Source organism: Kribbella sp. NPDC050281 (assembly GCF_040655855.1).
In the GTDB taxonomy this organism is placed as follows: domain Bacteria; phylum Actinomycetota; class Actinomycetes; order Propionibacteriales; family Kribbellaceae; genus Kribbella.
In genome coordinates this window covers 1-11,856 of sequence record NZ_JBFAKS010000010.1, presented here as the reverse complement: position 1 = coordinate 11,856, position 11,856 = coordinate 1, and the positions used below count along the sequence as shown (strand labels likewise).

Here is an 11,856-nt window from a genome sequence, read left to right as displayed (position 1 = left end):
CGTGTGTCACAGGCCAGGATGGAGAGGGCGGCGCACCAAGATCGGTTGGATATTTTTCCAAGCCATGGCATACTCATTCACATGAGCGTGAAGGTGGCGGTCGCCGGTGCCAGTGGGTATGCAGGAGGTGAGCTGCTCCGGTTGCTGAGCGGGCACCCCGAGGTGGAGATCGGAGCCCTCACCGCCGGAGGAAACGCCGGTACGGCGCTCGGCGCGCACCACCCCCAGCTCGTGCCTCTGGCCGGGCGCACCCTGGTCGAGACCACGGCGGAGACGCTGGCCGGTCACGACGTGGTGTTCCTGGCCCTGCCGCACGGACAGTCCGCCGGAATCGCCGAGCAACTCGGCGAGGACGTCACCGTGATCGACTGCGGCGCGGACTTCCGGCTGACCGAGGCCGAGGCGTGGGTCGAGTTCTACGGCGGAGAGCACGCCGGCTCGTGGCCGTACGGACTGCCGGAGCTCCCGGGGCAACGGGACAAGCTCCGCGGGTCGCACCGGGTCGCCGTACCGGGGTGTTATCCCACCGTCTCCACCCTCGCGCTGCTCCCCGCCGTACAGCAGGGCCTCGTCGATCCCGGCCAGCTGGTGGTGGTCGCGGTCAGCGGTACCTCCGGCGCGGGCAAGGCGCCGAAACCGCATCTGCTCGGCGCCGAGGTGATGGGCTCCGCCTCCGCGTACGGCGTCGGCGGCGTCCACCGGCACACCCCGGAGATCGAGCAGAACCTCACGCCGTACGCCGAGCAGCCGGTGAGCGTCTCGTTCACCCCGGTGCTCGTGCCGATGTCGCGGGGCATCCTCGCCACCTGCAGCGCGCCGGTTGCCGACGGCACCGATCTCGCGACGCTGCGGCAGGCCTACGAGGATGCCTACCGCAACGAGCCGTTCGTGCACCTGCTCCCCGAGGGGCAATGGCCGCAGACACAGGCCACTCTCGGTGCCAACACCGTGCAGCTGCAGGTCACGCTCGACCAGCGCACCGGCCGCGCCGCGATCGTGGCCGCGATGGACAACCTCACCAAGGGCACTGCCGGCGGCGCCGTGCAGTGCATGAACCTGGCCACCGGACTCGACGAGACCCTGGCCCTTCCCCTCATCGGAGTTGCACCGTGACGCTTGCTGTCACCCCGTCCACCCAAGTCGATCGGAGCGCCGGGGTCACCGCGCCGGCCGGCTTCCGTGCGGCCGGGGTGATCGCGGGGATCAAACCGGCCGGCACGCCGGACCTCACCGTCGTGGTCAACGACGGACCACACGACGTCGCCGCCGGCGTCTTCACCACCAACAAGGTGAAGGCGGCGCCGGTGCTCTGGTCCCAGCAGGTGCTTACCGCCGGTAAGTTGAAAGCCGTCGTGCTGAACTCCGGCGGCGCCAACGCCTGCACCGGACCGGAGGGCTTCCAGGACACCCACCGGACGGCGGAGAAGCTGGCCGAGGTGCTCGGGGTCGGAGCCGCCGAGATCGGGGTCTGCTCGACCGGCCTGATCGGCGAACGGCTGCCGATGTCGTCGCTCATCCCAGGCATTGACATGGCTGTGGCCGCCCTTGGTGATGGGCCGGAGCACAGCCTGGCGGCGGCGACGGCGGTCATGACGACCGACAACGTGCCGAAGCAGGCCGTGCTGAAACACTCGGACGGTTGGAGCATCGGCGGGTTCGCGAAGGGCGCCGGCATGTGCGCGCCGAACATGGCGACCATGCTCAGCGTGATCACGACCGACGCCGTACTCGATCAGCCGCACCTCGACCACGCGCTGCGCAACGCGGTCGGCAAGACCTTCAACCGGCTCGACGTCGACGGGGGAACGTCGACCAACGACACGGTGTTGCTGCTGAGCTCGGGCGCGTCCGGAGTCACCGTCACGCCGGAGGCCTTCGAGGCCGCGCTGACAACGCTCGCCGCCGACCTGGTGAAGCAGTTGCAGGCCGACGCCGAGGGCGTCACCAAGCACGTCAGCATCACCGTGCGGAACGCCGCCACCGAAGCCGAGGCGCTGGCCGCCGCCAAGGTCGTTGCCGAGGACAATCTCTGCAAGACCGCCTTCTTCGCCTCCGACCCGAACTGGGGCCGGATCGCGATGGCGGTCGGCAACGCACCGACCGCGTTCGACCCTTCGTTGCTCGACATCACGCTGAACGGCGCGCCGATCTGCGTTGCCGGCGGCAAGGGCGTCGACCGCTCCGAGGCAGACCTGAGCGGCTTGGAGATCGACGTCGTGATCGACCTGCACGCCGGCCCAGCCTCTGCCACGGTGCTCACCACCGACCTGTCCCACGCGTACGTCGAAGAGAACTCGGCGTACTCCTCATGAGCACCAGTCACGCGGATGCGGTCGAGAAGGCTGCGGTCCTGACCGAGGCGTTGCCCTGGCTGAAGCAGTTCCACGGCAAGACGGTGGTCGTCAAGTACGGCGGCAACGCGATGGTCGACGACAAGTTGAAGCGGGCCTTCGCGGAGGACATCGTCTTCCTCCGGTACGCCGGGGTCCGGGTCGTCGTCGTCCACGGCGGCGGGCCGCAGATCAGCGACATGCTCAGCCGGCTCGGCATCGACAGCGAGTTCCGCGGCGGGCTGAGGGTCACCACGCCCGAGGCGATGGACGTCGTCGGCATGGTCCTGGTCGGCAAGGTCGGCCGGGAGCTGGTCGGGCTGCTCAACGCGCACGGCCCGTTCGCGGTCGGCATGTCCGGTGAGGACGCCGGCCTGTTCACCGCGGAACGTCGGAGCGCGCTGGTCGACGGCGAGTCGGTCGACATCGGACTGGTCGGCGACGTGGTCCACGTCCGGCCGGAGGCGGTGATCGACCTGATCGACGCCGGCCGGATCCCGGTGGTGTCGACGATCGCGCCCGACGAGGACGGCCAGGCGCACAACGTCAACGCCGACACCGCGGCGGCCGCGCTGGCCTCCGCGCTCGGCGCCGAGAAGCTCGTCGTGCTGACCGACGTGGCCGGGTTGTACCGCAACTGGCCGGACAGCGACGAGATCATCACCCAGATCGACACCACCGAACTGGCCGAGCTGCTGCCCAAGCTCGCCTCCGGGATGGTGCCCAAGATGGAGGCGTGCCTGCGCGCGGTCGAGTCGGGCGTCTCCCGGGCGACCGTGATCGACGGCCGGGTGCCGCACTCGCTGCTACTGGAAATCTTCACCGACGCCGGAAGTGGGACCCAGGTGATTCCGTCATGACCGAACTGCTCACTGTCGACGGCACCCAGGCGGCGCTCACCGAGCGCTACACCGGTGCGCTGATGAACACGTTCGGCGCGCCGAAGCGCGTGCTGGTGCGGGGCGAAGGCGCCTATCTGTGGGACGCCGACGGCAACAAGTACCTCGACCTGCTCGGTGGGCTCGCGGTGAACTGCCTCGGCCACGCGCACCCGTTCGTGGTGTCCGCGGTGACCTCGCAGCTCGCGACCCTCGGCCATGTCTCGAACTTCTTCGCCTCCGCGCCGCAGATCGCGCTGGCCGAGAAGTTGCTCGGTCTGTTCGATGCTCCGGGCAAGGTGTTCTTCACCAACTCGGGCACCGAGGCGAACGAGGCGGCGTTCAAGATCACCCGGCGGACCGGCCGGACCAAGATCGTGTCCACCGTCGGCGCGTTCCACGGACGGTCGATGGGCGCGCTCGCGGTGACGTGGAAACCGGCGTACCGCGAGGCGTTCGCGCCGCTGCCCGGAGACGTGGAGTTCGTCCCGTACGGCGATGCCGACGCGTTGGCGGCAGCGGTCGACGACGAGACGGCGGCTGTCATCCTGGAGCCGATCCAGGGCGAGAACGGCGTCGTCGTACCGCCGCCGGGGTACCTGCGGGCGGCGCGGCGGATCACCTCCGAGCACCGCGCGCTGCTGTGGATCGACGAGATCCAGACCGGGATCGGCCGGACCGGGACCTGGTTCGCGTACGAGACCGAGGGGATCACGCCGGACCTCGTGACGGTGGCCAAGGGCCTCGGCGCGGGGATCCCGATCGGTGCCTGCATCGGGCTGGGTGCCGCGGCGGAGCTGCTGCAGCCGGGCAACCACGGGACGACGTTCGGCGGCAACCCGGTCGCCGCGATCGCCGGCCTGGCGGTGCTGACCGTGATCGAGCGGGACGGGCTGCTGGCGCAGGTGAATGCTGTCGGCAACCACCTTGCCTCGTCCATCATTGCGCTCGACCACCCGCTGATCGCCGACGTCCGCGGCCGCGGGATGCTGCTGGCGATCGAGCTGACCCGGCCCGTGTCGGATCAGGTGGCCGCGCTGGCACTGGAGGCCGGGTTCGTGATCAACAACCCGATTCCGAACGCGTTGCGGCTGGCGCCGCCGTACATCCTGAGCAAGGCTGATGCCGACAGTTTCGTTGCGGCCCTGCCCGGGCTGCTCGACCACGTGGAGGCGGCATGACTGTCCGGCATTTTCTCCGCGACGACGACCTGAGCCCGGTCGAGCAGGACGAGGTCCTGACGCTCGGGCAGCAGCTGTCCCAGGACCGCTACGGGCACCAGCCGCTGGCCGGGCCGAAGACGGTCGCGGTGATCTTCGACAAGACCTCGACCCGGACCCGGATCTCGTTCGCGGTCGGGATCCCCGAACTGGGCGGCGTACCGCTGATCATCGACGCGCAGACCTCGCAGATGGGGCGCGGCGAGCCGATCGCCGACACCGCGAAGGTGCTGGACCGGCAGGTCGCGGCGATCGTCTGGCGGACGTCCGGGCAGAGCCGGATCGAGGAGATGGCGTCGGCGTCCCGGGTGCCGGTGCTCAACGCACTCACCGACGAGTTCCACCCGTGCCAGATCCTCGCCGACCTGCTCACCGTGCGGCAGCACAAGGGCACGACGGCCGGGCTGAAGCTCGTGTACCTCGGTGACGGCGCGAACAACATGTCGCACTCGTACCTGCTGGGTGGCGCGACGGCCGGGATGCACGTGGTGGTGGGTTCACCGGCGGACTACCAGCCGGACCCGGCCATCCTGGCCCGCGCCGCGGAGATCGCCGCCGAGACTGGTGGCTCGGTCGCCTGGACCGCGGATCCGTACGCGGCCGTCGATGGTGCCGATGTGGTTGCCACCGACACCTGGGTCTCGATGGGGCAGGAGGCGGAGGCGGGCGCGCGGGAGGCGCCGTTCGTCCCGTACGCCGTGACCGAGCAGCTCATGTCGAAGGCTGCCGCCGATGCGATCGTGCTGCACTGCTTGCCGGCGTACCGGGGCAAGGAGATCGAGGCGGCCGTGATCGACGGACCACAGTCGGTCGTCTGGGACGAGGCCGAGAATCGGCTGCACGCCCAGAAGGCGCTGCTGTCCTGGCTGCTCGCGAGGAGTTTCGGCGCATGAGCATCGCCGTACCGACTACGAAGGCGGCGCGCCAGCAGCGCATCGTCGACCTGCTCGGCCGGCAGCCGGTGCGATCGCAGACCGAGCTCGCCGACCTGCTCGCCGCGTCCGGACTCGTCGTCGGCCAGGCCACGCTGTCCCGCGACCTGGTCGAGATCGGTGCGGTCAAGGTCCGCGACTCGTCCGGACAACTCGTGTACGCCGTACCAGGCGAAGGCGGCGACCGTACGCCGCGAGCCGGTGAAGCCGCCGCTTTCGAATCGCGCCTGGCCAGAGTCGCGTCCGAAGTCCTGGTGTCGGCCGAAGGCAGCGCGAACCTGGTAATCCTCCGCACGCCGCCGGGCGCGGCCCAGTACTTCGCGTCGGCCATCGACCACGTCGGCCTCGACGACGTACTCGGCACCATCGCCGGTGACGACACCGTGATGGTCGTGTCCCGCAACCCCACCGGCGGCCCCGCCCTCGCCACCCGCTTCCTGTCCCTGGCAGCCCGCGAACCCAAGTAAGGAACTGTGAGTTGAGTACCGGAGAAGGTGTGGCCCTGTGGGGTGCACGGTTCGCGGGAGGGCCGGCGGATGCGCTGGCAGCGTTGAGCAAGTCGACGCAGTTCGACTGGCGACTCGCGCCGTACGACATCGCCGGGTCGAAGGCGCACGCCAAGGTGCTGCACCGGGCCGGGCTGCTGACCGACGAGGATCTGTCGGCGATGCTGGCCGGCCTGGACGGGCTGCTCGACGACGTGCTGACCGGGAAGTTCCTGCCGGCTGAGGACGACGAGGACGTGCACACGGCGCTCGAGCGCGGCCTGCTCGATCGGCTGGGAGCAGAGTTGGGCGGGCGGCTGCGCGCCGGCCGATCGCGGAACGACCAGGTCGCCACGCTGTTCAAGAGCTACCTGCGCGAGCACGGCCGCGTCATCAGCCGGCTGCTGCTGGAGCAGGTGAACACGCTCGCAGAGCAGGCGGACAAGCACCTCGGCGTCGCCATGCCGGGCCGGACCCACCTGCAGCACGCGCAGCCGGTCCTGCTCTCGCATCACCTGCTCGCGCACGCCTGGCCGCTCATCCGTGACCTCGACCGGATCGCCGACTGGGACGCTCGCGTCGCGGCCGACTCGCCGTACGGATCGGGTGCGCTGGCGGGTAGCTCGCTGGACCTCGACCCGCAGTTCGTCGCTGTCGAGCTCGGCTTCACCGACTCGTCGGCCAACTCGATCGACGGGACCGCGTCACGCGACTTCGTGGCCGAGTTCGCGTTCGTCACCGCGCAGATCGGCGTCGACCTGTCCCGGCAGGCCGAGGAGGTGATCATCTGGGCGACGAAGGAGTTCGGTTTCGTCGAGCTGGACGACGCGTTCTCGACCGGGTCGAGCATCATGCCGCAGAAGAAGAACCCGGACATCGCCGAACTCGCGCGGGGCAAGGCGGGCCGCCTGATCGGCAACCTGAGCGGCCTGCTCGCGACGCTGAAGGCGCAGCCGCTCGCCTACAACCGCGATCTGCAGGAGGACAAGGAGCCGGTCTTCGACTCCATCGACACGCTGGAGGTGCTGCTGCCGGCGTTCACCGGGATGATCCGGACGCTGCGCTTCAACGCCGAGCGACTGGAGGAGCTGGCGCCACAGGGCTTCTCGCTCGCGACCGACATCGCGGAGTGGCTGGTCCGGCAGAAGATCCCGTTCCGGGTCGCTCACGAGCTGGCCGGCGCGTGCGTGCAGGAGTGCGAGAAGCGCGGGATCGAGCTGTGGGACCTGACCGACGAGGACCTTGCGGCGATCTCGCCGTACCTCACGCCGGAGGTCCGCTCGGTGCTGACTGTCGAGGGCTCGCTGGCCTCCCGCAACACCCGCGGAGGCACGGCGCAGGAACGCGTCGTCGAACAACTCGCGGAGCTTCGAGCCCGGGTCACGGCTCACAGCACCCGCCTCGGGTGAAGGCAGTTCTGTCGGCCCGTTCGCTTAGGGTGCTGCGCATGCCCGTACGCCGCTCGCTGCTCGCGGATCCCGTCCTCGAAGTGGCCCCGAAGCTCCTCGGCATGGTCCTGCGCAGTACCTCCGACGAAGGCACCGTGGCAGTCCGCCTCACCGAGGTCGAGGCGTATGACGGCCCGAACGACCCCGGCTCGCACGCGTACCGGGGTCAGACCGCGCGCAACGCGGTGATGTTCGGCCCGCCGGGCTTCCTGTACGTCTACTTCACCTACGGCATGCACTTCTGCATGAATGTCAGCGTCGGCCCGGACGGTCAGCCGTCGGCCGTCCTGCTGCGGGCCGGCGAGATCGTCGAGGGCATCGAGCTGGCCCGCGTACGTCGCGGGCCACTGGAAACCCACCAGGTGAAGTTCAACCAATCCGGCGTGCGGCAGGGGCCGGTCGTGAAGCGTCCGAAGGTGAACCCGGACCGCGACCTGGCGCGCGGGCCCGCGCGGTTGTGCGTTGCCCTCGGCATCGGCCGGGACCACAACGGCGTCGACCTGCTGGCCAAGGGCTCGAGCGTGCAGCTGCTGCCCGGTCCCGGTTTCGACGGCGAGCCGTCGACCGGTCCGAGGGTCGGTCTCCGGGAAGCCGCCGACCGCAACTGGCGATTCTGGATCCCCGGTGACCCGACGGTCTCGCCGTACCGGCCGCACGTGCCGAAGCGTCGGGCTTAGCGACTCGCCAGCTCCAGCACGTGGTCGAGTTGGGGGAGTCCGTGCTCGACCTCGGGGTCCGGGAACAGGCCGATGTGGTGCACCCCAGCCGCCTCGAGCGCCTGGATGTGCGCGGCCGCGTCGTCCAACGTCCCGATCGCGCCGATCTCGGTCCACCAGTCGGTCGGCATCCCCACGAGACCTTCGGCGCCTGACTCGTCGTACAGCTTCTTCATGTCCGCGAAGAACGGCAGCGCGGTCACCCCGGGGTGGTTGTCGTTGATCCGCCACCCCAGCCACGGCGCCGTCCACTCGTAAGCCGCCTTGCGGTCGCTGCGGATGCACATGGCACTGAACACCGCGACCACGAAGCCCTTCGGCGATCCGGCGTACTCGACCGACTGCCGCACGTACGGCGGAGTGGCCGGCTCGGCGAGGACGATGCCGCCACCGACGCGGCCGGCCAATGCCATCGACTTCGGTCCCATCACGCCGAGCAGGATCGGCGGCGGCTCGACCGGAGGCGCGTCCAGCTTCACGTCGTCGAGGTACACGGCCTTGCCCTGGAAGCTCACGTTCTCACCGGCGAGGAGCCTGGTGACCGCGGTCGTCACCTCTTCGAGCGTGGTGAGCGGCGACTTCGGGCGGACGCCCATCTGCCCCATCCACTCCTGCACGCCATGGCCGATGCCAGGCAGGAAGCGGCCCGGGCCGAGCGCCTCCAGCGTGGCGAACTCCATCGCGGTGACAGCCGCCGTACGCGCCACCGCCGGCACGATGCCGAGGCCGACCGTGAGGCGCTCGGTCGACGTCAGCGCGGCCGAGACGAGAGACGGTCCGGCCGTGTAGAAGCAGTCCTCGATGATCCACAGTTCGTCCGCGCCGCCGGTGTCCAGGCGGCGGGCCACGTCGGTCACCAGGGCGGCGGGAAACGTGCGTGGGAAGCACATCCCGAGAGCGGCAGAGGTCTGTGTCATGCGACGACCCTAGGAGGCGGTTCCGACAGTTCACAAAGGGCTTCCCGAGCAGTTTGGTAAAGGTCGTCCGGCGCGGCCGGGGGAGCAGGCGTAGGGGACCTTGGTCCGGGTAGGTTCGGAGTATGGCCCGTCCGCACTACGCGTCCCGTCTCGAGGACTGGTTCAACATCGGGGTGCAAGCGGTGCTGCGGCGGCGCGGTTGGCGGGAGCGGATCATTCCGCACGTCGGCTACGGCACCTCGGAGTTCGTCCGGGTGCTGGCCCGGGTCGTCTTCGGTCGCGATCCCCGCAACCAGCCGCGGTACGACGAGGACCAGGTGATGCGCGGCTGGCGCGTCTTCGTCACCGCGCCGGCGACCAAGGTGGCGGTGACCGTCACCGTGGGCGGGCAGACGTTCGACGCCGTCACGGACCGGGGCGGATTCGTCGACCTGACCGTGCCGGTGGTGCTGCCGCCGGGGTGGCACGAGATCGACCTCGGCGTGCACGGCGACCGGCAGGCGCGGGCGCGGGTGTTCGTGCCCGACCCGGACGCCACCTTCGGAGTGGTCAGCGACATCGACGACACGGTGATGCTGACCATGCTGCCGCGTCCGATGATCGCGGCCTGGAACACGTTCGTCCGGGACGAGCAGGCGCGGCGCGTCGTACCGGGCATGGCCCAGCTGTACGACGAGCTGCTCGCGGACCACCCGGGTGCGCCGATCTTCTACCTGTCCACCGGCGCCTGGAACACGGCGCCGACGCTGACCCGCTTCCTGGCCCGGCACGGGTACCCAGTGGGCCCGCTGCTGCTGACGGACTGGGGGCCGACCAACACCGGATGGTTCCGCAGCGGGCAGGAGCACAAGCGGACCGCCCTGCGCCGGCTGGCCAAGGAGTTCCCGAACGTCCGCTGGGTCCTTGTCGGCGACGACGGCCAGCACGACCCTCAGCTGTACGGCGACTTCGCGCAGACGCACCCGGATCACGTCCGGGCGATCGGCATCCGTCAGCTCACGCCTGCTGAGCAGGTGCTGTCGCACGGTCTGCCCGTCCCCAACCCGGACCCGGGTGCCCACGACCCACAACGCCCGACAGCCGCCACAGTCCATGGCCCCGACGGGCATGCGCTCCGTCCGCAACTCCGCAGCGTCCTGACCCGCCCGGAACCCACCTGACCCCGGTACCCCGTCGTACAGGACACTTGTAGCTGACCGTCGTACTCGAGGAGAGACAAGTGACCGACAGCGGGACCGAACGCCGTACCCAGGTGCTGGACGACCTGGAGACTCGCGGCCTGATCGCGCACTCCACCGATCCCGACGTCCTGCGGGCGGCCATGGCGAGCGGACCGATCACCTCCTATGTCGGCTTCGACCCGACGGCACCCAGCCTGCACATGGGCAACCTGCTGCAGCTCCTGACGCTGCGCCGCCTCCAACTCGCCGGCCACAACCCGATCGGCCTCGTCGGTGGCGCCACCGGCCTGATCGGGGACCCGAAGGAGAGCTCCGAGCGGGTACTGAACCCGAAGGACGTCGTCCACCAGTGGGTCGAGAAGGTCCGCGTCCAGGTGGAGAAGTTCGTCGACTTCGACACCGCGCTGCCGAACCCGGCCCGGATCGTCAACAACTACGACTGGACCAAGGACCTCAACACCCTCGACTTCCTCCGCGACATCGGCAAGCACTTCCCGGTGAACCGGATGCTCGGCCGTGAGGTGGTGAAGGCCCGGCTGGAGCAGGGGATCAGCTACACCGAGTTCAGCTACGTGCTGCTGCAGTCGCTGGACTACCTGGAGCTCTTCAGGCGCTACGGCTGCACGTTGCAGACCGGGGGGAGCGACCAGTGGGGGAACCTCACCGCTGGTGTGGAGCTGATCCGCCGTACCGAGTCGGGCAAGGCGCACGCACTGGCCACGCCACTGGTGACGAAGGCCGACGGGACGAAGTTCGGGAAGACGGAGTCCGGCAGTGTGTGGCTGGACCGGGAGCTCACCTCGCCGTACGCGTTCTACCAGTTCTGGTTCAACGCCGACGATCGCGATGTGATGCAGCTGGTGCGCTTCTACACGTTCCGTACGGCGGAGGAGATCGCAGCGCTCGAGCAGGCGACAGAGGAACGCCCACAGGCGCGTGAGGCCCAACGGCTACTCGCAGAGGACGTCACCACGCTTGTGCACGGGGAGGACGAGACCAGGCGAGTGCAGGAGGCGTCCAAGGCGCTCTTCGGCCAGGGCGAGCTCGCGTCTCTGGACGGCTCCACACTGGTCGCCGCACTCCGCGAAGCACCCCACGTCGAACTCGGCGCCGGCGAACCGATGCCGACGTACGCCGATCTGCTCGTGAAGTCCGGCCTGGTCGCCAGCAAGTCCGCGGCCCGACGGACAGTCGCCGAAGGTGGTGGCTACCTGAACAACGAGAAGGTGAAGGACGCCGAGTACGTGCCGGGGACGGATGATCTGCTGCCGGGTGGCGTGCTGGTGCTGCGGCGCGGGAAGCGTTCGTTTGCAGGGGTTCTGGCGTCGGCGGCGCAGGGTTGAGGCGGCCGGCTCCACTCCCACATCTGGGTTGCCGAGAGCAAATTACAGCCGTGTGATTCAGCCCACCGGTAACCGATTTGACCGGCTACCTGCGAGCCACGTAATGTTCTTCTTGTTGGAGCGAGGCGCGGGACGCGAAAGCGGCCGGTCGCTCCGAACCCCCCAAGGCTAGCTGAGCCGAACCGTGTCGTCTGACCCGGGGCGGTAGCTTGGATGCGGGTGGAAGGTCAGAAAAATTGGGTCTTGACCCGGTGGTTCTGATCCGGTAAGGTAGCGCAGGTTGCCCCGGGGTCCTGGCTGAGAAGCCCGGACGCGGTGTGCGCCCGATTTTTGAGAACTCAACAGCGTGCCGAAAGTCAATGCCGAAAGATGCATTATCCCCGTTCACGGGCATTGGATGGTCTTT

General features: G+C 69.2%; 11 protein-coding genes. 10 read left to right on the top strand and 1 reads right to left on the bottom strand.

Features of this window, described 5'->3' with window-relative positions; translation table 11 throughout:
- Positions 1–81 precede the first annotated feature (81 nt).
- Genes argC through AB0I34_RS12905 form a run of 8 tightly spaced genes read left to right on the top strand, consistent with a single transcriptional unit; the run spans position 82 to position 7,970 of the window.
- Positions 82–1,113 (top strand): N-acetyl-gamma-glutamyl-phosphate reductase, encoded by a 1,032-nt coding sequence (argC, locus tag AB0I34_RS12940; RefSeq protein ID WP_360444132.1) that lies wholly within the window; start codon positions 82–84, stop codon positions 1,111–1,113.
- Entirely contained in the window at positions 1,110–2,312 is a 1,203-nt protein-coding gene (gene argJ, locus AB0I34_RS12935) for a bifunctional glutamate N-acetyltransferase/amino-acid acetyltransferase ArgJ (RefSeq protein WP_360444129.1), read from the top strand. Before argC ends, argJ begins: the two co-directional genes overlap by 4 nt.
- A complete protein-coding gene (argB, locus tag AB0I34_RS12930; protein ID WP_360444126.1) occupies positions 2,309–3,190 on the top strand; it encodes an acetylglutamate kinase in 882 nt (293 codons plus the stop codon). Before argJ ends, argB begins: the two co-directional genes overlap by 4 nt.
- Entirely contained in the window at positions 3,187–4,389 is a 1,203-nt protein-coding gene (locus tag AB0I34_RS12925) for an acetylornithine transaminase (RefSeq protein ID WP_360444123.1), read from the top strand. Before argB ends, AB0I34_RS12925 begins: the two co-directional genes overlap by 4 nt.
- Complete coding sequence (gene argF, locus AB0I34_RS12920; RefSeq protein ID WP_360444120.1) at positions 4,386–5,321, top strand: ornithine carbamoyltransferase; 936 nt, start codon at positions 4,386–4,388, stop codon at positions 5,319–5,321. The genes AB0I34_RS12925 and argF overlap by 4 nt, the downstream gene beginning before the upstream one ends.
- Positions 5,318–5,827 (top strand): arginine repressor, encoded by a 510-nt coding sequence (locus AB0I34_RS12915; RefSeq protein ID WP_360444117.1) that lies wholly within the window; start codon positions 5,318–5,320, stop codon positions 5,825–5,827. The genes argF and AB0I34_RS12915 overlap by 4 nt, the downstream gene beginning before the upstream one ends.
- Before the next feature lie 11 nt (positions 5,828–5,838).
- On the top strand, positions 5,839–7,254 hold the full coding sequence (gene argH / locus AB0I34_RS12910) for an argininosuccinate lyase (protein WP_360444114.1): 1,416 nt from the start codon (positions 5,839–5,841) through the stop codon (positions 7,252–7,254).
- Positions 7,255–7,292: 38 nt separating this feature from the next.
- Positions 7,293–7,970, top strand: a complete 678-nt coding sequence (locus tag AB0I34_RS12905) for a DNA-3-methyladenine glycosylase (protein WP_360444112.1) — start codon at positions 7,293–7,295, stop codon at positions 7,968–7,970.
- On the opposite strand, the gene AB0I34_RS12900 is transcribed toward AB0I34_RS12905, so the two are convergent.
- Positions 7,967–8,926, bottom strand: coding sequence for an LLM class flavin-dependent oxidoreductase (locus AB0I34_RS12900; RefSeq protein WP_360444110.1), 960 nt, complete (start codon positions 8,924–8,926; stop codon positions 7,967–7,969). The genes AB0I34_RS12905 and AB0I34_RS12900 overlap by 4 nt on opposite strands.
- Before the next feature lie 122 nt (positions 8,927–9,048).
- On the opposite strand from AB0I34_RS12900, the gene AB0I34_RS12895 reads away from it, so the two are divergent.
- On the top strand, positions 9,049–10,086 hold the full coding sequence (locus AB0I34_RS12895) for a phosphatase domain-containing protein (RefSeq protein ID WP_360444107.1): 1,038 nt from the start codon (positions 9,049–9,051) through the stop codon (positions 10,084–10,086).
- Between the two features lie 59 nt (positions 10,087–10,145).
- Positions 10,146–11,450 carry a tyrosine--tRNA ligase gene (gene tyrS, locus AB0I34_RS12890; RefSeq protein WP_360444104.1) on the top strand — a complete coding sequence of 435 codons (1,305 nt, stop codon included), beginning with the start codon at positions 10,146–10,148 and terminating at the stop codon, positions 11,448–11,450.
- Positions 11,451–11,856 lie beyond the last annotated feature (406 nt).

Excerpts from the sequence above, each read along its gene's own strand:
- AB0I34_RS12915 (WP_360444117.1), top strand. The coding sequence starts at position 5,318 with ATGAGCATCGCCGTACCGACTACGAAGGCGGCGCGCCAGCAGCGCATC.
- AB0I34_RS12900 (WP_360444110.1), bottom strand. The coding sequence starts at position 8,926 with ATGACACAGACCTCTGCCGCTCTCGGGATGTGCTTCCCACGCACGTTT.
- argB (WP_360444126.1), top strand. The coding sequence starts at position 2,309 with ATGAGCACCAGTCACGCGGATGCGGTCGAGAAGGCTGCGGTCCTGACC.
- AB0I34_RS12925 (WP_360444123.1), top strand. The coding sequence starts at position 3,187 with ATGACCGAACTGCTCACTGTCGACGGCACCCAGGCGGCGCTCACCGAG.
- AB0I34_RS12905 (WP_360444112.1), top strand. The coding sequence starts at position 7,293 with ATGCCCGTACGCCGCTCGCTGCTCGCGGATCCCGTCCTCGAAGTGGCC.
- argC (WP_360444132.1), top strand. The coding sequence starts at position 82 with ATGAGCGTGAAGGTGGCGGTCGCCGGTGCCAGTGGGTATGCAGGAGGT.
- argF (WP_360444120.1), top strand. The coding sequence starts at position 4,386 with ATGACTGTCCGGCATTTTCTCCGCGACGACGACCTGAGCCCGGTCGAG.
- AB0I34_RS12895 (WP_360444107.1), top strand. The coding sequence starts at position 9,049 with ATGGCCCGTCCGCACTACGCGTCCCGTCTCGAGGACTGGTTCAACATC.